The sequence below is a fragment of the Oryzobacter telluris genome, from assembly GCF_043099285.1.
Lineage (GTDB): Bacteria > Actinomycetota > Actinomycetes > Actinomycetales > Dermatophilaceae > Oryzobacter > Oryzobacter telluris.
In genome coordinates, this window is sequence record NZ_CP170723.1 from 937,655 (window position 1) to 958,743 (window position 21,089).

General features: G+C 71.9%; 24 protein-coding genes. 16 read left to right on the forward strand and 8 right to left on the reverse strand.

Features of this window, described 5'->3' with window-relative positions:
• Positions 1 to 14: 14 nt before the first annotated feature.
• Together ACFLFB_RS04195 and ACFLFB_RS04200 are read left to right on the forward strand one after the other, a co-directional pair.
• Positions 15 to 1,571 (forward strand): mannitol dehydrogenase family protein, encoded by a 1,557-nt coding sequence (locus ACFLFB_RS04195; protein ID WP_392544454.1) that lies wholly within the window; start codon positions 15 to 17, stop codon positions 1,569 to 1,571.
• Positions 1,558 to 2,256 carry a nucleoside/nucleotide kinase family protein gene (locus ACFLFB_RS04200; protein ID WP_392544455.1) on the forward strand — a complete coding sequence of 233 codons (699 nt, stop codon included), beginning with the start codon at positions 1,558 to 1,560 and terminating at the stop codon, positions 2,254 to 2,256. Before ACFLFB_RS04195 ends, ACFLFB_RS04200 begins: the two co-directional genes overlap by 14 nt.
• Positions 2,257 to 2,302: 46 nt before the next feature.
• Here the strand turns inward: ACFLFB_RS04200 and ACFLFB_RS04205 are convergent, their stop codons facing one another.
• Entirely contained in the window at positions 2,303 to 3,316 is a 1,014-nt protein-coding gene (locus ACFLFB_RS04205) for a LacI family DNA-binding transcriptional regulator (protein WP_392544456.1), read from the reverse strand.
• Positions 3,317 to 3,611: 295 nt separating this feature from the next.
• Between ACFLFB_RS04205 and ACFLFB_RS04210 the strand changes: the two genes are divergently transcribed.
• The gene (locus ACFLFB_RS04210) at positions 3,612 to 4,313 is read left to right on the forward strand and encodes an FMN-dependent NADH-azoreductase (RefSeq protein ID WP_392544457.1); all 702 of its coding nucleotides are present in this window, start codon (positions 3,612 to 3,614) and stop codon (positions 4,311 to 4,313) included.
• 671 nt (positions 4,314 to 4,984) lie between these two features.
• Here the strand turns inward: ACFLFB_RS04210 and ACFLFB_RS04215 are convergent.
• On the reverse strand, positions 4,985 to 5,158 hold the full coding sequence (locus tag ACFLFB_RS04215; RefSeq protein ID WP_392544458.1) for a hypothetical protein: 174 nt from the start codon (positions 5,156 to 5,158) through the stop codon (positions 4,985 to 4,987).
• A 638-nt stretch (positions 5,159 to 5,796) separates the two neighbouring features.
• Here ACFLFB_RS04215 and ACFLFB_RS04220 point away from each other — a divergent pair.
• Entirely contained in the window at positions 5,797 to 6,849 is a 1,053-nt protein-coding gene (locus ACFLFB_RS04220) for an NAD-dependent epimerase/dehydratase family protein (RefSeq protein WP_392544459.1), read from the forward strand.
• 16 nt (positions 6,850 to 6,865) lie between these two features.
• On the opposite strand, the gene ACFLFB_RS04225 is transcribed toward ACFLFB_RS04220, so the two are convergent.
• A complete protein-coding gene (locus ACFLFB_RS04225; protein ID WP_392544460.1) occupies positions 6,866 to 8,251 on the reverse strand; it encodes a hypothetical protein in 1,386 nt (461 codons plus the stop codon).
• Positions 8,252 to 8,376: 125 nt separating this feature from the next.
• Between ACFLFB_RS04225 and ACFLFB_RS04230 the strand changes: the two genes are divergently transcribed.
• The 7 genes from ACFLFB_RS04230 (at position 8,377) to ACFLFB_RS04260 (ending at position 13,833) form a co-directional block, all read left to right on the forward strand.
• Positions 8,377 to 9,036 (forward strand): glycosyltransferase family 2 protein, encoded by a 660-nt coding sequence (locus ACFLFB_RS04230; RefSeq protein ID WP_392544461.1) that lies wholly within the window; start codon positions 8,377 to 8,379, stop codon positions 9,034 to 9,036.
• The gene (locus ACFLFB_RS04235; RefSeq protein ID WP_392544462.1) at positions 9,033 to 9,743 is read left to right on the forward strand and encodes a DUF2064 domain-containing protein; all 711 of its coding nucleotides are present in this window, start codon (positions 9,033 to 9,035) and stop codon (positions 9,741 to 9,743) included. The genes ACFLFB_RS04230 and ACFLFB_RS04235 overlap by 4 nt, the downstream gene beginning before the upstream one ends.
• Positions 9,740 to 10,930, forward strand: coding sequence for a molybdopterin-dependent oxidoreductase (locus ACFLFB_RS04240; protein WP_392544463.1), 1,191 nt, complete (start codon positions 9,740 to 9,742; stop codon positions 10,928 to 10,930). The genes ACFLFB_RS04235 and ACFLFB_RS04240 overlap by 4 nt, the downstream gene beginning before the upstream one ends.
• The gene (locus ACFLFB_RS04245; RefSeq protein WP_392544464.1) at positions 10,927 to 11,358 is read left to right on the forward strand and encodes a hypothetical protein; all 432 of its coding nucleotides are present in this window, start codon (positions 10,927 to 10,929) and stop codon (positions 11,356 to 11,358) included. Before ACFLFB_RS04240 ends, ACFLFB_RS04245 begins: the two co-directional genes overlap by 4 nt.
• Positions 11,355 to 12,047, forward strand: coding sequence for a class I SAM-dependent methyltransferase (locus tag ACFLFB_RS04250; RefSeq protein ID WP_392544465.1), 693 nt, complete (start codon positions 11,355 to 11,357; stop codon positions 12,045 to 12,047). Before ACFLFB_RS04245 ends, ACFLFB_RS04250 begins: the two co-directional genes overlap by 4 nt.
• Before the next feature lie 65 nt (positions 12,048 to 12,112).
• Complete coding sequence (locus ACFLFB_RS04255; RefSeq protein WP_392544466.1) at positions 12,113 to 12,817, forward strand: response regulator transcription factor; 705 nt, start codon at positions 12,113 to 12,115, stop codon at positions 12,815 to 12,817.
• The gene (locus ACFLFB_RS04260; RefSeq protein WP_392544467.1) at positions 12,817 to 13,833 is read left to right on the forward strand and encodes a sensor histidine kinase; all 1,017 of its coding nucleotides are present in this window, start codon (positions 12,817 to 12,819) and stop codon (positions 13,831 to 13,833) included. Before ACFLFB_RS04255 ends, ACFLFB_RS04260 begins: the two co-directional genes overlap by 1 nt.
• A 56-nt stretch (positions 13,834 to 13,889) precedes the next feature.
• Here the strand turns inward: ACFLFB_RS04260 and ACFLFB_RS04265 are convergent, their stop codons facing one another.
• The gene (locus ACFLFB_RS04265; protein WP_392544468.1) at positions 13,890 to 14,543 is read right to left on the reverse strand and encodes a hypothetical protein; all 654 of its coding nucleotides are present in this window, start codon (positions 14,541 to 14,543) and stop codon (positions 13,890 to 13,892) included.
• A gap of 239 nt (positions 14,544 to 14,782) precedes the next feature.
• Here ACFLFB_RS04265 and ACFLFB_RS04270 point away from each other — a divergent pair, with 239 nt between their 5' ends.
• Positions 14,783 to 15,085, forward strand: coding sequence for a hypothetical protein (locus ACFLFB_RS04270; protein WP_392544469.1), 303 nt, complete (start codon positions 14,783 to 14,785; stop codon positions 15,083 to 15,085).
• Between the two features lie 34 nt (positions 15,086 to 15,119).
• Here ACFLFB_RS04270 and ACFLFB_RS04275 read toward each other — a convergent pair whose 3' ends face one another.
• The 3 genes from ACFLFB_RS04275 to ACFLFB_RS04285 form a co-directional block, all read right to left on the reverse strand.
• On the reverse strand, positions 15,120 to 15,728 hold the full coding sequence (locus tag ACFLFB_RS04275; protein ID WP_392544470.1) for a flavodoxin family protein: 609 nt from the start codon (positions 15,726 to 15,728) through the stop codon (positions 15,120 to 15,122).
• A 116-nt stretch (positions 15,729 to 15,844) separates the two neighbouring features.
• The gene (locus ACFLFB_RS04280; RefSeq protein WP_392544471.1) at positions 15,845 to 16,039 is read right to left on the reverse strand and encodes a hypothetical protein; all 195 of its coding nucleotides are present in this window, start codon (positions 16,037 to 16,039) and stop codon (positions 15,845 to 15,847) included.
• Positions 16,040 to 16,264: 225 nt separating this feature from the next.
• Positions 16,265 to 17,122: a glucose 1-dehydrogenase gene (locus ACFLFB_RS04285; RefSeq protein WP_392544472.1), complete on the reverse strand. Its 858-nt coding sequence runs from the start codon at positions 17,120 to 17,122 to the stop codon at positions 16,265 to 16,267.
• A 296-nt stretch (positions 17,123 to 17,418) separates the two neighbouring features.
• On the opposite strand from ACFLFB_RS04285, the gene ACFLFB_RS04290 reads away from it, so the two are divergent.
• The 3 genes from ACFLFB_RS04290 to ACFLFB_RS04300 are packed head-to-tail and all read left to right on the forward strand — an operon-like array spanning position 17,419 to position 19,939.
• A complete protein-coding gene (locus ACFLFB_RS04290) occupies positions 17,419 to 17,871 on the forward strand; it encodes a hypothetical protein (protein WP_392544473.1) in 453 nt (150 codons plus the stop codon).
• The gene (locus ACFLFB_RS04295) at positions 17,868 to 19,097 is read left to right on the forward strand and encodes an NRAMP family divalent metal transporter (RefSeq protein WP_392544474.1); all 1,230 of its coding nucleotides are present in this window, start codon (positions 17,868 to 17,870) and stop codon (positions 19,095 to 19,097) included. Before ACFLFB_RS04290 ends, ACFLFB_RS04295 begins: the two co-directional genes overlap by 4 nt.
• A complete protein-coding gene (locus ACFLFB_RS04300; RefSeq protein ID WP_392544475.1) occupies positions 19,094 to 19,939 on the forward strand; it encodes a hypothetical protein in 846 nt (281 codons plus the stop codon). Before ACFLFB_RS04295 ends, ACFLFB_RS04300 begins: the two co-directional genes overlap by 4 nt.
• A gap of 173 nt (positions 19,940 to 20,112) precedes the next feature.
• Here the strand turns inward: ACFLFB_RS04300 and ACFLFB_RS04305 are convergent, their stop codons facing one another.
• On the reverse strand, positions 20,113 to 20,649 hold the full coding sequence (locus ACFLFB_RS04305; protein ID WP_392544476.1) for a CinA family protein: 537 nt from the start codon (positions 20,647 to 20,649) through the stop codon (positions 20,113 to 20,115).
• A gap of 153 nt (positions 20,650 to 20,802) precedes the next feature.
• Here ACFLFB_RS04305 and ACFLFB_RS04310 point away from each other — a divergent pair, with 153 nt between their 5' ends.
• Entirely contained in the window at positions 20,803 to 21,075 is a 273-nt protein-coding gene (locus ACFLFB_RS04310) for a Rho termination factor (RefSeq protein WP_392544477.1), read from the forward strand.
• Positions 21,076 to 21,089 lie beyond the last annotated feature (14 nt).

Below are 21,089 nucleotides of genomic sequence, written 5' to 3' on the forward strand. Positions count from 1 at the left end.
GAAGGGGAAGCGTGATGTCAGCGACGCCACTGTCGTGGGACAGCCTTTCGGACCTCCCCGCCGAGATCGCTCTTCCTCGATACGAGCGACAGGACGTGACGCCGGGCATCGTGCACTTCGGTGTGGGCGGGTTCCATCGTGCTCACCAGGCCATGTACCTCGACGACCTCATGAACCGGGGCGCCGCCCTCGACTACGGCATCGTCGGGGTGGGCACCCAACCCGCGGATCGCAGGATGCGAGACGCGCTCACCGGACAGGACTGCCTGTACTCCCTCGTGGTCAAGCATGCCGACGGGCGGCGCGACGTCCGCGTCATCGGATCCATCGTCGAGTACCTGTTCGCCCCGGATGACCCCGCGCGCGTTCTCTCCCGCTTGGTGCAGCCCGACACCAGAGTCGTGTCGCTCACGGTGACTGAAGGCGGGTACCACCTCAACCAGGTCACGGGAGAGTTCGACGCATCGGATCACGCCTTGCAAGCGGACCTGACTGACCTCAGCACACCGCGAACACCCTTCGGCTTCATCGTGGAAGGGCTCCGACGCAGGCGAGCCGCCGGAACCGCGCCGTTCACGCTCGTCTCGTGCGACAACCTGCAGGGCAACGGGGACATCCTGCGCAAGGCGGTCGTCGCGTTTGCCCAGATGTACGACGCGGACCTGGCGCTGTGGATCGCCTCGCAGGTCCCCTTCCCGAACTCCATGGTCGACCGCATCACCCCGGTGACGACGCCGGAGGACATCGCCGCACTGAAGGAGCTGGGCGTCGAGGATGCCTGGCCGGTGGTGTGCGAGCCCTTCATCCAATGGGTGGTGGAGGACGAATTCACCTGCGGTCGGCCCGAGCTGGAGCGCGTGGGCGTCCAGTTCGTCGATGACGTCACGCCCTTCGAGCTCATGAAGCTGCGCCTCCTGAACGTCTCCCACCAGGCGGTGTGCTACCTGGGCCGGCTGGCCGGGTACGAGTACGCGCACGAGGTGTTCCAGGATCCTCTCTTCGCCTCGTTCGCTCTTGGCTACATGGCGGCTGAGGGCACTCCGACCTTGTCCCCCGTGCCCGGGATCGATGTCGGTCTCTACCGCACGCAGCTCCTGGAACGGTTCTCCAACCCTCACGTGCGTGACACCCTCGAGCGGCTCTGCGCCGAGTCGTCGGACCGCATCCCCAAGTGGCTCGTGCCCGTCATCCACGTGAACCTTCAGCACGATCGGCCGATCGAGCGAGCCGCACTCGTCGTGGCGTCGTGGGCTCGCTACGCCGAGGGCACGGACGAGGCCGGAGCATGGATCAACGTGGTCGACCGCCGCAGGGACGAGGTCATGAAGGCGGCAGCCGCGCACGGGACGGACCCACTCGCGTTCATCAGGAACGTCGACCTCTTCGGCGACCTGGCAGCCAACGAGCGCTTCGCGGCCGAGTACGCGTGGGCACTCTCCTCACTGCACACGGCCGGGGCGCGCAACACCGTCGCGGCCCTCATGTCGCGATCCGACCCCGACGTCATCCGGGACCAGGACGCTCGTGCGGTACGAGGTGGACGGAACGGGTCTCGACATGCGCACGGGTGAGGCCAGCGGACCGCCCTACGTGGTCGAACAGGAAGATCGTGCGCCCGTGGAGCGGGCCTCAGCAGCCACACTGGCCGCCGAGATCAACGCCCGACGCGGCGAAGCCGGCGGACGGATCATCGCCGGATTCGCTGGTCCCCCGGGGTCCGGCAAGTCGACGCTGGCGGAGCAGGTCTGCGCCGAGCTGGGGGATCGGGCGGTGCTCATCCCACTCGACGGATGGCACCTCTCGGCGGCGCTCACCAAGGACATCGGGGCGTCCGAGCGAAGGGGCGCGCCGCACACGTTCGACGTCGCGGGGTTCCTGGTCCTGCTGCGACGCATCCGAGCCCAGAGCGACTTCGGGGAGGGTCCGACCATTTATGCACCCGAGTACCGCCGTGACCTCGAAGAGCCGGTGGCGGGGGCGATCGCCGTCGACGTGGGCACGCCCATCGTCGTGGTGGAAGGCAACTACCTCCTCCTGGACTGCCCCGCCTGGCGCGACATCCACCCCCTACTGGACCTCTCCTACTACGTGCAGCTCGACACCGAGGAGCGCCAACAGAGGCTGCTCCGACGTCATGTGGAGTTCGGGAAGTCGTCAGCCGAGGCGGCTCGATGGGTCCAGACGAGCGACGAGCGCAACGCGCGGTTGATCGAGCAAAAGCTCCTGCAGCCCACCCGTTTCGTTCACGCCCCCTGACAGCCGATGGTCACGGGCGCCGCCCGGTGTGGTCCTCGGATGTGGGTCACGTCGGCGAGGCGCAGCCGCAGGACTCCCGGGCGATGAACGTGGTCTGCATCCGTACGGTGCGAGCCGGCACCTGCGGGTCGCTGAGGCGACTGAGGAGCAGCTCGATGGCCTGTGCGCCGATGGCCGACGTCGGCTGGGCCACTGCGGTCAACCGTGGGTGAAAGCTGTCTGCCCATTCGAAGTCGTCGAAGACGGCCAGGGCAAGGTCCTCGGGGATGGACACCCCGAGCAGGCGGCACACCTTCATCAGCTCGATGGTCGCCTGGTTGTTGCCACTCACGAGGGCCGTAGGAGCGTCAGCGGTGGACAGCACGGCATCCAGTTGACCGCGCAGCTCCCCGGTGTCCGTGGCAGGGATGACGGGCGCGTCGAGGGAGATTCCCGCTCTGCGAAGACCCAGATGGAAGCCCTCCATCCGCTCCTCGGTCGTCGTCAACCCGGGCATCGGGCTGATGAACCCAACTCTTCGGTGGCCGTGACCCGCCAGGTGCCCGACGAGCGACGCAGTCGCCTCCACGTTCTCCGAACCGACCTGGTCGAAGCTCAACGACGAGATCCGGTCGATGAGCACCACCGGGACCCCGTTGCTCGTGGCGTAGTTCAGAGCCGCTGACGGGTCAGCGGACGGAGCCAGGATGACCCCACTGACACCACGACGCAGCAGGTCGGTCATCGCGCGAACCTCGTTCATCGGCTCGTCGTGCGTATCGGCCAACAGGAGGGAGTACCCCGCGAGCGAGGCCCGCCGGTCCATGGCCTGCACGACGGTCCCGAAGTACTGGTTGGACATCGCCGACATCGCGATGCCGATCGTCATCGCATCAGGCACCAGACCCGTCTGCCCGGGACCGACATAGCCAAGGCGAGCCATCGCTCGCCGTACCGCCTGTTCGGTCTCGGGGGCCACCGCCCGTGTCCTGTTCAGGACGTGCGACACCGTCGACTTCGACACACCGGCCGCTGTGGCAACCGATCCCATGGACGGGGAGATGCTCTTGGCTGGGCTCACGGGCCGATCATGCCGACGTGTCCGTCGTTGCGCAACAGGTTGCGGCCGGGTGCTCATGACCCGCGAAGGGAGGTGGGGGCGGAATTGCAGCGCCGGAGTGGTCCGTGGGACGGCGCTCGTGCTCGATGGGTCCCCCTGAACGGCGAAACTTCGCTCGGTGAGCCTACGACGGCCCTCAGAATTTGCTCAGTGACGCGGAGGCGGCCGGACTCCTAGGATGCGGTTCGTGGGCATGCGCTGACCTCGCCGCGGGCGAATCGTCTCCGTGCTGACGGCTCACACGTCGGAGGCCTGAATGAGTACCCGTCTGCTCCACATCATCGCCACCCCGCGGGGTCTGGCGTCGAACACCGGTCGGGTCTCCAGTGTGCTGCTCGAGGAGCTGCACGAACGGTACGAAGACCTCACCGTCAGCACCTTGGACCTGTTCGCCGCGGACCTGCCGGCCGTGGCCGGGGTGAACATCAAGTCGAAGTACGCCCTGATGACGGGGCAGCCTCTCGACGATGCCGCCCGCAGCTCCTGGGGCGAGATCGAGAGGACGATCGAGCAGTTCCTCGACGCAGACCTGTACCTGATGACGGTGCCGATGTGGAACTTCAGCATCCCGTATGCCCTGAAGTACTACATCGACGCGATCGTCCAGCCCGGGTACCTGTTCGCCTACAACGAGCTCGGCCAACCGCACGGTCTGGTCCACGACCGGCGGATGGTCTGCGTGACCTCGCGGGGCGCCGACTACTCGCAGCCGCCCGCGGCAGCGCTGGACTTCGCTGAGCCCTACCTGCGGACCATCTTCGGGTTCGTGGGCATCACCGACATCCACTTCTTCAACGTGCAGCCGATGGACATCTCGCAGGACTCCCGGCGAGAGGCATTCCGCTCCGCGATCAATGAGGTCCGTTCGTGGGTCGCCAACGGGGCCTGGGACGGCACGCCGGAGGTCGCGACGGACGAGATCCCCGCGGACCTGAAGCCGCAGGTCATCCTCGACTGAGGCGGACCCTGGCCCGTCGCGGGGGTGGTTCGCGGCCCGCATGTGCACCTACGGCCGACAGAGATCGGTGTCTGCCTTCACCCGACGTGGTCTTGCCGTGCGCTCACTGCCACCCGGCTGCTCCCTCGGTGATCGGTCAGGTCGTCCGTTCATGCACGTGGGCGCGAGTACGACAGGAGCGACCTCGGCCCGCCGTAGCGAACGTCGGGCCGAGGTCTGGACCGAGTCCTGAGCAGCGGGAGATCGGTCTGACTCGATCATCCAGAGGAAGCCACGACGACTGCGCAGCCTCTGGACGTCCTTTGGCCAGATGGTCATCACGCATGTCCGATCGGACACCCCTCCAACGGAACCCCACGAGGACCACATCTGCGGAACTGGCCTCACACCCACTGCATCCCGGGGGTGGTCGAGTCGTTGTGACGACTGCCCGGGTGGAGGTGCCCTACTCGGGGCGACGAAGAACGAGGACCGTGCCGTCCTCGAGGAGCTTGAGCCGGCGGACGTCGCCATCGGCTTGTCTGAGGGCTTCGGCCCACACCAGTGGGTCGGGTCGCCGGGACTGCACGACTGATGTGGTGGAGCGGCGGGGGCGAGGGGTCACCTGCTGAGGATGGCAGCAGCGCAGGTCGTCGTCACTCAGTGCGCGGGGGAGGGGGGCGTGGTCGGCCTCAAGGCCGACGGTAGCGGCGCATCAGGGACTCGAAGGCGTGGCCCATCGCTTCATCGATCTCGGGGAGGTCGCGGTCGTAGATGCGGCCCATGTCCAGACGCATCGACGGATCGAAGAGGACGACGGCGAACTCGCGCGGTGAGGTCGGCCGGTGCTCGACGCGCACCTCCACGATCTGCTTCTCGACGATCGTGCGGGTCTGGGCGGCGGCGGTCTCGACGATGCGGTCGACGACCTCTACGGCGGCGGCCGGATGCCAGGGCGCGTCGTTGCTCCCAGGCTCGGTGTCGACAGGTCAACGAGCACCACTTGGGCACGCGGCCTCGGGCGGGCACCGGGGTGGTGCGGCCGCACCATCCGCACGCGACGTTCTGTCCTGGCAGGCGTGGGCGTCGCCTCGTCGGTGGCGCCGTGACTTGGTGGCGCGGTAGATCTCTAGCGAGTGGCCGAGGGCGGGCGGGGGCGGGCGGGGGCGGACGGTGGCGATGATGGCGGTGCGTCGGCCGCCGCTGCGACGCCACGTGCCGCGTGACAGCAACAGGACTCGGTGCTTCGCTGACCGATCCGGCAAGTACTGGACACACACCCGTGAGCGATCTGCCCAAGCTGGCGCGCATGCTCGCTGTGGGGCCCCGGTGCCGCCGGTCCAGTTCAGGGGTGATCGGCGGTGCTGTGGGTGAGGAGGCACGCAACTGTCGCGTTGAGGGCCGCCCCAAGGCCTTGGGCGATGACCCGGCAAGGTCCTTACGAGAGTGTGGCGGCAGGCCCGCGTCCCTGTCCGGTGCCACCGTACGGGCCCAGACTTCCGGCATGAGAGTCCTCCTGACGGGTGCGGCCGGCTTCATCGGGACGGCGACCGCGGCCGAGTTGCACCGTGGTGGCGTCGACGTCGTCGCCGTCGACTTGCTGCTCCCCGAGGCCCACGGCGAGGCGACCCGTGCCGCCCCACCCGCATACGTGCACCTCCTCGACACCCGGGACGCCGGCCGGTGGGCCGACCTGTTCGACGGCGTGGACGTCGTCCTTCACCTCGCGGCGATGGTGGGGGCCGGGGTCACCGCCTCGGACCTCCCGCTCTACGCGGGGCACAACGACCTCGGCACGGCGGCTGTCCTGGCGGCGATGCACGAGAAGCGAGTCGGCCGGTTCGTGCAGGCGTCGTCGATGGTCGTGTACGGCGAGGGTCGGTACACCTGCCCCCGTCACGGGGAGCAGCAGCCCGGGCCCCGCACCCGCGAGCGCCTGGAGGCCGGCGAGTTCGACAACCCCTGCCCGCGCTGCGACGGGCCACTGGACTGGGCCCTCGTCGACGAGTCGGCCCCCCTGGACCCCCGCAGCTCGTACGCGGCGAGCAAGGTGGCGCAGGAGCACTACGCCGCGGCGTGGGCCAGGCAGTCGCCCGGTGCGGCGATCTCGCTGCGGTACCACAACGTCTACGGACCGGGGATGCCCCGGGACACGCCCTACTCCGGGGTGGCGGCGATGTTCCGCTCCTCCCTCGAGCACGGCCAGCCCCCGGTGGTGTTCGAGGACGGCGGCCAGATGCGCGACTTCGTCCACGTCGAGGACGTCGCCCGGGCCAACGTGGCGGCGGCCCTGGCCGTGGCCGAGCGACCCCCGGGGACTCACATGGCCTACAACGTGTGCTCCGGGCAGCCGATCGGCATCGCGGAGGTGGCCCGGTCGATCGCCGTCGGGGCGGGCGTCGGCCTGGACCCCAGGGTCACGGGCCAGTACCGGATCGGCGACGTGCGCCATGTCGTCGCCTCACCGGCGCGGGCGCGCGCCGAGCTGGGGTTCACCGCGCTGGTGGGTCCCGCCGAGGGGCTGGCCCGGTTCGCCGGGGACCCGCTGCGTCCCTGAGTCGCAGCCCGCTTCATCACCACCGGGTGCGGACGAGGTGCTGCAGGAGGATGGCGGCGACGGCCTGGGCGAGGAGTCCCCACCGTTGCCAGCGGGCCGGCAGCCAGACCACCCCCAGCAGGAGCCAGGGGAGGAACGGTAGCCAGATGCGCTCGACCTCCGCCTTGCTCATGAGGGACAGGTCGGCCACCAGCACCATGCTCACTCCCGCCGCGACCAGCGCGGCCACCGGCTCCGGTGGCTTTCGTCGGGCGAGGTCCCTGAGCCGGGGGAGGCCGGCCCCCAGGGCGGCGGGGAGCATCGGGCCACCCACCAGGACCAGGGCTGCCAGGTTGCCGACGACCCAGTACCAGCCGGGTCGTGAGCTCGCCAGCCCGGCCCAGTACCGCTCGTGGAGAACGGGATACGCCTCCCACCAGGCAAAGCCGAGAGCAGCGAAGGTCAGGACCACTGCCAGGGCAGCAAGGGTCGCCAGCGACCCCGCCACGACCCGCGCGCGTGGCGACGCGGGTGAGGCCAGCAGGACGGCAAGGGCCAGCGCGCCGAGGAGGAGCAGCCCGTAGGACTCCATGACGCACCAGCCGAAGAGGAGCCCGGCGAGCACCCCGAGGGCGCGTCGACCGGCCGCGGTCCGTGCGCCGGTGGCGCTCGCGAGGGCCGCGGAGGCCCAGGCCGTGGTGGTGGCGAACACGGCGTCCGCGGACACGGCCATGAGGACGGCGGCGGGACCGACGACGAGGAACGGCAGCGCCCGCCTCGCCGCGTCGCGGGCACCCATGCGGTCCAGGGTGACCGCGACACCCGCCGGCAGGGTCGCCGAGACCAGCACGACGACGAGCCCGGCGGCCTGCCAGCTGCCCAGCCCGATCCGGTCCAGACCGATGAACATGAGCACGGCCCCTGGCGGGTGACCCGCGAGGTGCACGGCCCAGTGGCGTGGGCTGTCGAGCGGGATCCGCGCCACGTACTCGCGCAGCATCGCGCCGACGTCGTCGATGCCTCGCGCGCTCTCGAGGTACTCGGTGCCGTGGTCGAGGATCCGTCCCAGGCCCGACGGGCCGTCGACGAGGGCCAGCGCGACCATCCACACCACGGAGGCAGCCCACGAGAGCAGGAGCAGCCGACGCCAGGACAGCCGCCCCACTGCGGCACCGAGCCCCCGCCAACAGGTGAGAGCCAGGACGCCCAGCGCCACCGCGCTGTTCCATCCCACCCGAAACACCCAGTCCCCCAGGAGGGGAGGAGCGGAGCCGGCCTTGACGTCGACGCCGAGCAGCCGCGGCGCCACCATCGCGAGCACGACGACGACGGCTGCTGCGGCCAGGGAACGGCGAGCCCGTCGGCTCGCTCCCGACGACGGATCGGCCCCCGTGCGGGTCGGGTCCGTCGCGGTCTGCGGCATGGGCCAAGGATGCCGTGCGCGGCGGCGTAGATGGCGCCCGCGCCGGGTCCGCAAGGGACTCGTAAGGGCTCCGTAAGGCCGTGACCCCTGCCCCGGCACCCGGAGCCGCACCTAGCGTCGGCGGCATGGACCTCGACTGCGAGCTTGTCATCCCGTGCCGGGACGAAGCCGCCGCGCTCCCGGCGCTGTTCGCCCGGATCCCCGAGGGGATGAGGGTGCTCGTCGTCGATAACGGGTCGAGCGACGGCACCGCCGACGTGGCCCGCGCCCTGGGGGCCAGGGTCGTCCACGAAAGGCGGCCCGGCTACGGCGCGGCCGTCAACGCCGGGGTCGAGGCGGCCACCGCCACCTACGTCGCGGTGCTCGACGGCGACGGCTCGATGGACCCCCGGGAGCTGCTCGGGCTGCTGGCCGAGGTCCGCTCGGGGGCGGCGACGATGGCGTGCGGCCGCCGTCGACCGGCGGCCCGGGGGGTGTGGCCGTGGCATGCGCGCGTCGGCAACGTCCTCGTCCTCGCCTGGCTGCGGCGTCGGACCGGTCTCCCCGTCCACGACATCGCCCCCGTCCGCGTGTGCCGGCGCGACGACCTCCTCGCCCTCGGCGTGCGTGACCGCCGGTTCGGCTACCCCGTCGAGCTGCTCGTGCGCGCGCAGCAGGCCGGGTGGCGGCTCAGCGAGCACGACATCGCCTACCACCCGCGCGCCGCGGGGACCCGTTCGAAGGTCTCGGGCTCGGTCGTCGGCACCCTGCGCACCGCCCGCGACTTCGCGAAGGTCCTGCCGTGAGCGGCAGCGTCCTGGTGATGGCGAAGGCGCCGGTGCCGGGCCGGGCCAAGACCCGCCTTGCCGGGGTCGCCGGACCCCAAGGCGCCGCCGAGCTGGCGGCCGCCGCCCTGCTCGACACCCTCGCCGCCGGGGCGGAGGCCTTCCCCACCGGGCACCGAGTCCTGGCACTCGACGGCGACCTGAACGACGGCTGCCGGTCCGCGGCGATCCGTCGCGCCCTGCGGGGCTGGGTGGTGGTGCCCCAGGGTGGCGCGACCTTCGGGGAACGCCTCGTCGACGGCCACCGGCAGGCGCACCGCCGTGCCCGCGGTCCGGTCGTCCAGATCGGGATGGACACCCCACAGGTCAGCGCGGCCCTGCTGCGGGACGTCGCCGAGCTCGCCCATCGCCATGGCGGACCCGTCCTCGGCCCCGCGGTCGACGGGGGCTGGTGGGTGCTGGCCACCACCCACGCCGGCCAGGCCGACGTCCTCGAGGGCGTCCCGATGAGCCGCCCGGACACCGGTCGGCTGACCGCGGCCGCGCTCGCGGCCGCCGGTCATCGCGCGGCCGTCGCCGTCGCCCTGCGCGACGTCGACCTGCCCCAGGACGCCGAGGTGGTGGCCGCGATGGCGCCGCAGACCAGGTTCGCCACGACGTGGCGGGCCGTGACCGCCGATGCCCTCGACGGCGCCCCGGTCGTCGCGACCGTCACGGTGTCGCCGTGAGCGAGCGCAACCTGCGCGGCGTCGCGGCCCGGATCGAGGCGCGCATCCCCACGCCGGAGTCGTTCTCCAGCGACCTGCGCGGCCCTCGCACCGCGGCGCGGGTGGGGGTGTGGCTGGGAGTCGCCTTCGCCCTCGCGTTCGTCACCGGCCTGTACAGCCACGCCTCCCAGCTCGCGACCCCACCCGTGGCGCTGCCGACCGGCCCGACCCGCCTGTACCAGGTGACCCAGGCGGTCCACGTCGCCGCCGGAACGGCGTCGATCCCGCTCCTGCTGGTGAAGCTCTGGTCGGTCTTCCCCCGGCTGTTCGCCCGTCCGCCACGCCCCGGCCGCGAGCTCGTCCTCCACCTCCTCGAGCGCGGGTCCATCGCGCTGCTCGTCGGTTCGGCGCTCTTCCAGCTCGTCACCGGACTGGCCAACTCGGCCCAGTGGTACCCGTGGTCGTTCGGCTTCGTCGGGGCGCACTACGCCCTGGCCTGGGTGGCCGCGGGGTCCCTGGCGGTGCACGTCGCCGTGAAGCTGCCGGTCGTCCGGCAGGTGTTCGCCGGGCCGGTCGACGACCCGCCTCCGGCTCCCGGCGGCCCGCCCACGAGCCCGACCCGCCGCTCCCTGCTGCGCGCCACGTGGCTCTCGGCCGCGGTGGCGGTCCTCGCCACGACCTCGGCGGAGATCCCGGGACTGCGCCGGGTCGCGGTGCTGGCCGTGCGGTCCGGCCGGGGACCCCAAGGCATCCCGGTGAACCGCAGTGCCGCGGCCGCCGGGGTGGGCGAGCTCGTGACCGACCCGGCGTGGCGGCTGAGGGTCATCGGGCCCGACCGGGTCGCCGAGCTGTCGCTGAGCGACCTGCGGGCCATGACCCAGCGGTCCGCGGTGCTCCCGATCGCGTGCGTGGAGGGGTGGAGCGCGAGCGGGCAGTGGTCGGGAGTGCCGGTGCGCGACCTCGTGGCGCTCGTCGGCGGAGCCCCCGACGACGACGTGGTGGTGCGCTCGATGCAGGTGCGCGGCGCCTACCGCGAGAGCCACCTGCCGGCGAACTTCGTCCGTGACCCCGACAGCCTCCTGGCCCTCACCCTCGCCGGTGAGCCCCTCGCGCCCGACCACGGGTTCCCGTGCCGCCTCATCGCCCCGGCCCGCCCCGGGGTGCTGCAGACCAAGTGGGTCCGCGAGGTCGAGGTGGTGAGGGCATGAGAGCCGTGCGTGGTGCCCTCGGGGCCCTCGGCGTCGCCGCGACCGTCTACGGGGTCCTCGCCCTCCTGCGCCTCCCGTTCGAGCAGGTGGTCGCCGTCCTCGTCTGGGTGGGAGGCGGCATCGTCGGCCACGACGGGATCCTGGCTCCTCTCGTGGTGGCACTGGGCGTCGCTGCCGCCGTCCGCCTTCCCGACGGGGCGCGCTCGCCGGTGCTGCGGGCGGCCGTCGTGCTCGGGCCGCTGACCCTGGTCGCCGTGCCCGTGCTGGGACGGTTCGGCGCCAAGGCCGACAACCCCACGTTGCTCGACCGGCCCTACCTGCTCGGGTACGGCGCGCTCGTCGTTGTCGTGCTCGTCGCGAGCGTCGTCCCCGCGGTGCGCGCCCACCGTTCGGCGGCTCGCGAGCCGTCACCGCCGCCGCGCGCATGAGCGTGCACGAGACCACTGCCCCCGCCTGCTTCGGGCGTGGGGGAGGGGAGCCGTACGACCGCGCGCTGCACACCGGCGGACCGCTGCTCCTCCACGAGGACGCCACTGCCGGAGGGGAGCCCGGTGAGGCGAGGTCCGTGGACGTCCGCCGGTTCCTCTCCCGCGCGGACCGGGTCGAGCGCTCGCTTCTGGCGTCGACGCAGGGCTCGGTCCTCGACGTCGGGTGCGGTCCCGGCCGGATGGTGGCCGAGGCCCACCGCCGTGGCCGCGCCGCCCTGGGAGTCGACGTGTCCCCCGCGTCGGTGCGCGTGGCAGAGGCACGCGGGCTGTCGGTGCACCACGGGTCCGTGTTCGGCCCGGTGCCCTCCGCGGGGGCCTGGGACGTGGTCCTCCTCCTCGACGGAAACGTGGGCATCGGAGGCGACCCGACACAGCTGCTCCGGCGGTGTCGCCAGATCGCCTCTCCGACAGGGGTGCTCGTGGTGGAGACCTCTCCACAGCGGCACCGGTACCACCGCTTCACCGCTCGGGTGACGTCCCCCTCGGGTCACGGCAGCGATGCGTTCCCGTGGGCTGAGGTGGGTGCGGACCCCCTGCTCGAGCCTGCCAAGGACGCCGGGTGGTCCGCGTCCCGGGAGGTGCGTCGTCGCCGCAGGACCTTCGTCGTCCTCGCCGGTCGGGCGCCGTGATGACGTCCGCACCGTCGGCGTCCGACGTCGTGGCCGCCGATGGCGCGGGTGCCTACGCTGGAGGCGTGCCCACCGTCCTGGTCGTCGATGACGACGCCCTGCTGCGGGAGGTCGTCTCGACGTACCTGCGGCGGGCCGGCCTGGAGGTCCTCGAGTCGGACGACGGTCTCCACGGGGTGGGGTTGGCGAAGGCCGCGTCCCCGGACCTGGTGCTCCTCGACCTCACTCTCCCGGGCCTGGACGGGCTGGAGGTCTTCCGGCGGATGCGCGCCCACCGCGGCGACCTTCCGATCATGATGCTCACGGCCCGCGGCGACGAGTCCGACCGCGTCCTCGGTCTCGAGCTCGGCGCCGACGACTACCTGGCCAAGCCGTTCAGCACCCGCGAGCTCGTGCTGCGGGTGCAGTCGATCCTGCGGCGCACGGAGCACCTACGCGCCCCGTCGCCGACGAGCGTGGGTGAGCCGCTGGTCGACGGCGACCTCGTCATCGACCGCCGTCGCCACGAGGCCCGACGCGCCGACCGCCCGCTGCTGCTCACCGTGCGCGAGTTCGACCTCCTCGAGCACCTGGTGTCGCGACCCGGGACGGCGTTCTCGCGCGCCGAGCTGATGAAGGCGGTGTGGGGCTGGGAGTACGGCGACGAGTCCACCGTGACCGTGCACGTGCGACGGCTGCGGGAGAAGGTCGAGGTCGACCCCTCGGCACCCCGCCGGCTGTGCACCGTGTGGGGCGTCGGGTACCGCTGGGACCCGCAGGAGGTGACGTGATGCTCGATGCCGTCCTCCTCGCCGCGGGCACGGCCATCGTCGTCGGCGTGGCCGGCGCCGCCTTGGTGAGCTGGCAGGCGCGGATCTCGCTGGCTCGGGCAGCGGTTATGGCACCGGTCGTCGTCCTCGTCATCGTCACGGCCGGGATCGCCGCCACCGCGCAGGGGATGTTCATCAGCGAGCACGACCACCACGTGGTGCTCGCGGTACTCGCCACCTGCCTGCCGATCGCCGGCCTGTTCGGCTGGTTCATCGCCAGCCGGGTGCAGCAGGTGGTGCGCCGCTCGGTCATCGAGGCGTCGGAGCGGGAGCGCGACCGCGAGGTCGAGGCGCGCCGGCGAGAGCTGGTGGCCTGGATGTCGCACGACCTGCGCACCCCGCTCGCCGGGATCAGGGCGATGGCCGAAGCGCTCGGCGACAGCGTCGCCCCCGACGGGTCCGACTACCCTGCGCGCATCCGCGCCGAGACCGACCGGATGTCCGACATGGTCGGCGGTCTGCTCGCGCTGTCCCGGCTGCAGTCGGGCTCGTTGGTGCTGGACAGGGCCACCGTCGACCTCGCCGACCTCGTCTCCGACGCGGTGGCGTCCGCACGGCCGGTCGCCGAGCGGCGGGGGGTCAGCGTCGAGGCGACGGCGTCGGGCTCCGTGCTGGCGGACGTCGACGCCTCCGAGCTCGGCCGGGCCCTGGGCAACCTGGTCACCAACGCCGTCAACCACACCCCGGAGCACGGCGTGGTCCACGTGCGCCTCAGCGCGGTGGCCGAAGGCGCGGCCATCAGCGTCGACGACGAGTGCGGCGGCATCGCCCCGCAGCAGGCGACCCGGGTCTTCGAGCCGGGGTGGCGCGCGGCCGGTGGCCGGACGCCGGGTGAGGGTGTCGGCGCAGGCCTGGGGCTCGCCGTGGCCCGCGGCATCGCCCGGGCGCACGGTGGGGACGTCGAGCTCACTCCGGTGCAGGGTCACGGCTGCCGCTTCCTGCTCACCGTTCCGCGGGAGGCGTCCGCGCTCCGCTGACCCGGGCGACCGCCCGGTCCGGGCGCCCCGATGGTGGAGGGGCGCCCGGAGGGGTGTCAGCGGCCGGCGTTGTCGATCTCGCCGCAGGCGACGGGCAGGGTGGCCTCGAACAGGCTGCTGAGCGAGCTGGCGTCGGCGTCGCCCGGCAGGTCGGCGCCGTGGATGACGATGTGCAGGTTGCCGAGGTTCTTCGCGATGTCCTTGGGCACGACGACGCTGCGGTGGTAGGCGATCCGACCGGTGGCGTCGGCGACGAGGAAGCGCTCCAGGCTCAGGCCGCTGGCGGCACTGGTGTCACCGGTGGTCGTGAGGGAGACGTCGATCGGGCCGTAGTCGGGCAGGCCCTCCCCGAGGGAGATGAGCCCGTCCGGGGTGCCGGCGACGAACGAGCCGGGGTCGATCGAGTCGCCGGTGTTGGTGTCCGCCTCGATGCCGGGGCACTCGTTGGCGGCCTGCACGTCGCCGTGGATGTGCATGGCGTGGGGCTCGTTCGGGGTGAGGCCGGAGGCCGACAGGTTGATGTCGAGCGTGCGTCCGGTCAGGTGCAAGGTGGCGCGGCCGGTGACGTCGGACCCGCCGTCGGCGACGTGGTCGTGGGGAACCGCGTGGAGGGCGGCGTCGAAGTAGCCGGCGCTCGCCGCGAAGGCGGCTCCGGCGGACATGGCGAGGGTGGCGGGGACTGCGAGGAGGACGGCGATCTTCTTGTTCATCGGTGTTCCTTCACCTGGCGGGTGCTGGTCGTGCTCCCTTGCACGCACCCGACGTGAGGTTCGCGACGGTGCCCGGGCGCAGATGCCCCGCTCCGGCCGGGGCTCTCAGCACTTCCACATGTCGTGACGTCGCCCCCGGCACGACATTGTTGAAGGTTCATCGTTCCGCTGCTGGGAGGGCGTGCGGCCGTCATGATTGCCGGATGGAGCCGCCACGCGTGGAGTCACCGGATGAACGCGTGACGACCACCACCGCCGCACTCTCCCCGCGCCCCTCGAACGGCACGGTCGTCGAGCTGTTGCGGAGGTGTGGGAGCGGGGACACGAGCGCGTTGATGCGGCTGTACGACATCGTGAGCCCGCTCGTCTACCGCCTGAGCCTGCTCGTGCTCGGCGAGGAGGGGATGGCGCAGGCCAGCACCGGCCGGACCTTCGCGATCGTGTGGGAGACGGCGCCGGGGTACGACCACGCCAAGGACGGAACCGCGCTGCCGTGGCTGCTGTCGATCGCGCACGGAGAGGCCCGATCCCAGCTGGGGTAGCCGGTCAGCTCACGGGTGTGCGATCGGGCCGGTCTCAGGTGGTCGTCGGGTACGCGGCATTCCTCAGCAGCTGCGCCAGGTGAGCGGCGTTCGCCGCAGCCGTTGCCGTGGCGTCCACCGTCTTCTCCCGTGGTGCGGTGAGGTCCTTGTAGTCGGTGGTGTTCATGGCCTCGCCGTTCCAGTAGGTCACGGCCTGTGCGGCGAGGCTGAACCCGACGTCGTTGAGCGACTGGAACAGGATCGCGCTGATGTGGTGCGCGCCGTCCTCGTTGCCGACGACCACGGCCAGGGCGACCTTGCCGAAGGTGAGTGGGCGCCCTTGGTCGTCCGTCTCTGACAGCTCGGCGTCGAGGCGCTCGAGGACGCGCTGGCAGACGCTGCTGTGCTGCCCCATCCACGTGGGGGTGCCGAGGACGAGGATGTCGGCGGCGATGACCTTCTCGCGGATCGCCGGCCACTCGTCGCCGTCGCCCATGTCGAGCTCGACGCCGGGACGGACGTCGTGGTCGACCACCCGGATGGTCTCGTGCTGCACGTCGTGCCCGGCCAGCGCGTCGAGGACCTCACCGAGGAGCCTGTCGGTGCTGGACGCGGCGGGGGAGGGGGAGAGGGTGCAGTTGAGGGCGAGTGCGGTCAGGGGCATGGGGGGCTCCGATCAAGGGGCGCGGGCTGTCCCCGTTCTACCCCTCCACCGACCGGCGAACCGTTCGGGTGGAGCCCGGCCCTCGGAAGTGGCCCCCGAGTGCCTGTCCGGCGCCGTCAGTGGCTGGCGCGGTGGAGACGCAGCTGCGCGAGGACGTGCTGCTCACGTTGTGTGAGGCGCAGGAGCTCCTGGCTGACCGGGCTCGTGGCGTCGGACCCGGCGCGTGCCGCTCGCAGGATGTACATCCGCTCCTCGATGGCCGCGAGCTCGTGGATGAGCTGGCGAGTTGACGCGTCGCTGGCTGTCGTCATGGCGACCTCCTCGTTCTCAACATCGGCTGCCGGAACCCCACGCTGCTGGAGGTAGGACCAATGGTCCGCAGCCGGCTGCGGTTGTCAAGAGGTTCCGCTTCCGTACGCCAGGCCGATCGCCTGCGCCACGACCCCCCGGCCGTCTACGTCGTGGCGCGACCTCGAGCGCCGGGCACGGGCTTGCGCCATCGGTGTCCCGGGCTCGCCAGGAGGCTGCGGCAGGACTCAGAAGACAGGCTTGCCCCCGGTGACGCCGAGGACGGTGCCGGAGACGTAGCTCGCCTCGTCGGACGCGAGGAACACGAACGCGGCAGCCACCTCGACCGGTTGGCCCGGTCGACCCAAGGGGGTGTCGCCACCGAACCCCTCGACCTTGTCCGGTGCCATCGTCGCAGGGATGAGGGGGGTCCAGATGGGGCCCGGCGCAACGGCGTTCACCCGGGTGCCCTTCGGACCGAGCTCCTGGGCGAGGTTGACCACGAGGTTGTTCAGCGCCGCCTTGGTCGCGGCGTAGTCGAGCAGGTGGTCGGACGGCGAGTAGGCCTGGATCGACGTGGTGACGATGACGCTGCCGCCGTCGGCCAGCTCAGGCGCGAGGGCCTGGACGAGCCAGAACGGGCCCAGGACGTTGGTGGCGAAGGTGCGCTCGAGCTGCTCGGGCGGGAACTCGGCGAGCTCGTCGTGGGTCATCTGGAAGGCCGCGTTGCACACGAGGACGTCGACTCCGCCGAGGGCCTGGACCGCCTCCTCGGCCAGGGCGCGCACGGCCTCCACGGTCCGCAGGTCAGCCGCGTGCAGCACGGCAGTGCGGCCCGCCTCGCGCACCAGGTCGGCCGTGGCTCGGGCATCGTCGGCCTCCTCCGGAAGGTGCGCAATGAGGACGTCCGCTCCCTCCTTGGCGAAGGTCACGGCGACGGCACGCCCGATGCCGGAGTCGCCACCGGTGACCACGGCCCGCTTGCCCGTGAGCCGTCCTCGCCCGGTCCAGGAGGAGGCTCCGTGGTCGGCGGGCGGTTGGAGGTCCGCATCGGTGCCGGGCCACTGCTGCTGCTGGGCCGGGACGTGGGTGGGGCGGTCGGTCATGGTGGCCTCCTGTCGGTCGGTGGCTCGCGCTTCGGCTCCCCAGTCCCTACCCGGGCGGGCTCCGCTGAACCGTCCCTGGGGAGCCGTCCAGGGCGCGGCGGAATCCACAGGTTCAGGTTCCCGCACCCGTCCCCGCCGCTCGCTACGGTCGACCTGACGGTCCGACAGTGGTGCCATCTCCTCCTGCGAAGGCGGGTGATGCCGGTGAGTGACCAGATCGCGCTGTTCGTGGCCTGGGCGGAGTTCGCGCTCCTGCTCGGGGTGCTGGTGCTGCTCCTCGTCCGCGGGGTCCGTCGGTGAGGACCTCGGTCCGGTGGGGCGCCGCCCTGCTCCTGGCGTTGGCCCTGGGCGCGACGGCGGGCTGCGGCTCGCCCGCGCCCGATGCCAGCGACCACCGGGACGCCGTCGTCACGGCCGTCGAGGCGGCACTGGGCGACGCCCGCACGGCGACGATCCTGGCGGACGCCTGGCAGCACGACAGCGCGAGCGACGCCTACGCCACGGTGATCCTGCGGGAGTCCTCGGCGTCCGTCGAGGGGGCGGCGGGTGAGCTCACGGCCCTCACCCCGCCCGTGGCGGGGGACGCCCTTCAGGAGCGGGCCGCCGGCGTGCTCTCCGACGCCGAGGAGGCCGTCACCGCCCTGCGCGTCGCCGTGGAACGCGGCGACCATGACGCAGCCGCCGCTGCGGCCCGGTTGTTGGCGGACGCCGCGAGTGACCTCGAGCAGATCTCCGAGGACCTCGGATGAAGAAGCTGTTCGCCCTCGCGCTGGGCATCCTCACCGCCATCGGTGGCTTCGTCGACATCGGCGACCTGGTGACCAACGCTGCCGTCGGGGCGCGGTTCGGACTGTCCCTGGTGTGGGTCGTGGTGGTGGGTGTGCTCGGCATCTGCGTCTTCGCGGAGATGAGCGGGCGCGTGGCCGCCGTCAGCGGGCGCGGCACGTTCGACCTCGTCCGCGAACGCCTGGGTCCCAGAGCCGGACTCGCCAATCTCGTGGCGTCCGTGGCCGTCACCTTCCTCACCCTCACGGCGGAGATCGGCGGCGTCGCCCTCGCCCTCGAGCTGGCGAGCAGCGTGCACCACCTGCTGTGGATGCCGGTCGCCGGTGCGTTGGTCTGGGTCGTGTTGTGGCGCGTGCGGTTCGGCACGCTCGAGAACGTCTTCGGCACGGCGGGCCTGGCCCTCATCGTCTTCGCCGTCGCCGTGTGGAAGCTGGGGCCGGACTGGGGCGAGCTCGCCGGAGCCGCACTCCACCCGGCGGTACCGGCCGCCGAGACCTACACGTCCTACTGGTTCTACGCCGTCTCCCTGTTCGGTGCGGCGATGACACCGTACGAGGTCTTCTTCTTCTCCTCGGGCGGTGTGGAGGAGAAGTGGGGCGTGAAGGACCTGGGCACGATGCGCGCCAACGTCTTCGTCGGCTTCCCCCTCGGCGGACTGCTCTCCGTCGCCATCGCCACCTGCACCGCCCTCGTCCTGCTGCCTGCTCAGGTCGACGTGCAGACCCTGGCCCAGGTCGCGTTGCCGGTGGTCGTCGCACTCGGGAAGGTCGGGCTCGTCCTCGTCCTCGTCGGCTTCTTCGCCGCGACGTTCGGGGCCGCCTGCGAGACAGGGCTGTCCGTCGGGTACGCCGTCGCGCAGTACGCCGGGTTCCAGTGGGGCAAGTTCGTGCAGCCTCGCCATGCATCCCGCTTCCATGCGATCGTCCTGCTGTCCTGCGTGCTCGCGGTCGGGTTGCTGCTCACCACCGTCGACCCGATCCTCGTCACCGAGTACTCGGTGGTCTTCAGCGCCGTGGCGCTCCCGCTCACCTACCTGCCCATCCTCGTCGTCGCGAACGACCGCACGTACCTGGGTGATCACGCCAACGGGCGGCTCGCCAACGTGCTCGGATCGGTCTACCTCGTGATCGTCATCGCCGCCTCGGTGGCCGCGATCCCCCTCCTGGTGCTCAGCGGCGGTGGCCAGTGAGCGGGCAGCGGTCCTTCCCGCACGTGGCCCACGGGGGCCCGGTCGACGAGCTCGCCCTCGTCCTGCGTCTGCTCGACCACCAGGTGCTCGGTGAGGACGAGGAGATGCTCGGCAACGTCGAGGACCTCGTCCTCGAGCATCGCGAGGACGGCGTCGCGGTCGTCGGTCTGGTCCTGGGGACGGCCGGGTGGGCGGCCCGCCAGCCGGGCATCATCGGGCACTGGGTGGAGGCGGTCTGGCGCCGGCTGGACACGAAGGAGCGTCCGGCGCCGACGACCCTGTCCCTGGACCATGTCCGGTACCTCGACTCCGCCGTCCACGTCGACGGGGCCGCAGCGCGGTTCGTCGCGTCGGCTTCCGACCTCGAGCGCTGGCTGCGCCGGTACCTCATCGCCCCCATCCCCGGGTCCGGGGTGGACGGCGACGACGACGCGGACCCGGGGCAGACCGGAGCGGACGCCGGCTCCGTCCGCACGACGACCCTCGACGAGCCGGGACGGTTCCGGCTGTCGGACCTCCTCGGCACACGGGTCGAGGGTGTCGGAGGCGCCGACCTCGGCCGGGTCACCGAGGTTCACGCATCGCCTCGAAAGGGCACGGGCGGAAGGCCCGAGCTGGTCCTCGTGTCCCTGACCCACGGGCACCACCTCGTGGGCAACGGGCTGGGCTACCGCGACCAGTCGCACGCCGGTCCCGAGGTGCTGGCTCGCCTCGTGAGGTGGTGGCACCGTCACGAGCGCGTGACGCGCTGGGACGATGTGGCCACGATTCCGTCGGGGTTCGACCGGACGGACCCTCTGCGCGTCCGCGACGCGGGGGATGCGTCCCCTTCACCCGACTGACACCGGGCGACCACGCCTCGACGACTGTCCACGCGACGGCACGAAGGCGGCCCCCGGGGGAGGGCCTCTCACCCGGGAGCCACCCGACCGGCGCCGCTGGGGCGCCGACCCGGCAGGGCAGTTCCCCTGCGAGCCGCCGTGCCACCCGCTCCCATACCCAGCGACCGAGACGGTCATGCACGCCCGGCGCGGCTCGTGCCGTCGTCCTCGAGAGCCGACCTGAGGAGCGCCAGCGCCCGGGCCGTGGCGGTCTCGACGACCGTGGAGGGGTCGCCGACGATGTGGTGTTCTTCGGCCCAGAAGCCGAGCGGTGAGGCGACCGCGAGCCAGACGGTGCCGGGCTCCTCTCCGTCCTCGGGGTCGGGCCCGCCCGCCCCGGTCGTGGCCACGCAGAGGTCGGCCCGCAGCTCGCGGCAGGCCCCCCGCGCCATCGACACGGCCGCTCTCTCGGAGACCACTGGACCCCGGGGCACCCCCAGAAGGTGGAACTTCACCTCCTTGGCGTACGCGACGACCGACCCGCGGAACCACTGCGAGGCACCGGGCGCAGCGCCCAGCGCCGCCGCGACCGCGCCGCTGGTCAACGACTCCGCTGTCCCCACCGTCCACCCGCGGTCGAAGGCGAGGCGAGCCACCGCCTCGGCGTCGCGATCAAGCATGGCGGAGTCGCGCGTGGGGTCGGCCGCGTCGCTCGTGCCATCCGCGGTCATGTCGGCATGGCCTCAGCGCAGCGGGCGGGCGTCATGTCGAGGGGGTACCCCTCCATCGCCACGCCGAAACGCGTGTCGGGGGGCATGGATTGCCGGGCCTGCCGCGGGGTAGGACAGCGAGCGACATCAGTGGGACCGAGATGAGGAGGAGTCATGCCGTCGAGGAAGACCCCGGGCCCGTCCGTGAAGGACCCCGGACTGTACGAGGAGCTGCGCGACGAGGGAGCCAGCAAGGAGAAGGCCGCCCGCATCGCCAACGCCGCCGCCAACACCTCCCGGTCAGCCGTGGGTCGCAAGGGCGGCAAGGCCGGCGACTACGACGACTGGACCAAGGACCGGTTGATGAAGCGCGCAAAGGAGCTGGGGATCGCGGGACGGTCGTCGATGAGCAAGGCCCGGCTCATCGACGCACTGCGCCACCACTGACCCCGACGACCCGG

What these genes read in the sequence shown, in the direction of transcription:
- ACFLFB_RS04195 (WP_392544454.1), top strand. Translation starts at nt 15, where the DNA reads ATGTCAGCGACGCCACTGTCGTGGGACAGCCTTTCGGACCTCCCCGCC.
- ACFLFB_RS04200 (WP_392544455.1), top strand. Translation starts at nt 1,558, where the DNA reads ATGCGCACGGGTGAGGCCAGCGGACCGCCCTACGTGGTCGAACAGGAA.
- ACFLFB_RS04210 (WP_392544457.1), top strand. Translation starts at nt 3,612, where the DNA reads ATGAGTACCCGTCTGCTCCACATCATCGCCACCCCGCGGGGTCTGGCG.
- ACFLFB_RS04220 (WP_392544459.1), top strand. Translation starts at nt 5,797, where the DNA reads ATGAGAGTCCTCCTGACGGGTGCGGCCGGCTTCATCGGGACGGCGACC.
- ACFLFB_RS04225 (WP_392544460.1), bottom strand. Translation starts at nt 8,251, where the DNA reads ATGCCGCAGACCGCGACGGACCCGACCCGCACGGGGGCCGATCCGTCG.
- ACFLFB_RS04230 (WP_392544461.1), top strand. Translation starts at nt 8,377, where the DNA reads ATGGACCTCGACTGCGAGCTTGTCATCCCGTGCCGGGACGAAGCCGCC.
- ACFLFB_RS04245 (WP_392544464.1), top strand. Translation starts at nt 10,927, where the DNA reads ATGAGAGCCGTGCGTGGTGCCCTCGGGGCCCTCGGCGTCGCCGCGACC.
- ACFLFB_RS04250 (WP_392544465.1), top strand. Translation starts at nt 11,355, where the DNA reads ATGAGCGTGCACGAGACCACTGCCCCCGCCTGCTTCGGGCGTGGGGGA.
- ACFLFB_RS04260 (WP_392544467.1), top strand. Translation starts at nt 12,817, where the DNA reads ATGCTCGATGCCGTCCTCCTCGCCGCGGGCACGGCCATCGTCGTCGGC.
- ACFLFB_RS04265 (WP_392544468.1), bottom strand. Translation starts at nt 14,543, where the DNA reads ATGAACAAGAAGATCGCCGTCCTCCTCGCAGTCCCCGCCACCCTCGCC.
- ACFLFB_RS04275 (WP_392544470.1), bottom strand. Translation starts at nt 15,728, where the DNA reads ATGCCCCTGACCGCACTCGCCCTCAACTGCACCCTCTCCCCCTCCCCC.
- ACFLFB_RS04280 (WP_392544471.1), bottom strand. Translation starts at nt 16,039, where the DNA reads ATGACGACAGCCAGCGACGCGTCAACTCGCCAGCTCATCCACGAGCTC.
- ACFLFB_RS04285 (WP_392544472.1), bottom strand. Translation starts at nt 17,122, where the DNA reads ATGACCGACCGCCCCACCCACGTCCCGGCCCAGCAGCAGCAGTGGCCC.
- ACFLFB_RS04295 (WP_392544474.1), top strand. Translation starts at nt 17,868, where the DNA reads ATGAAGAAGCTGTTCGCCCTCGCGCTGGGCATCCTCACCGCCATCGGT.
- ACFLFB_RS04305 (WP_392544476.1), bottom strand. Translation starts at nt 20,649, where the DNA reads ATGACCGCGGATGGCACGAGCGACGCGGCCGACCCCACGCGCGACTCC.
- ACFLFB_RS04310 (WP_392544477.1), top strand. Translation starts at nt 20,803, where the DNA reads ATGCCGTCGAGGAAGACCCCGGGCCCGTCCGTGAAGGACCCCGGACTG.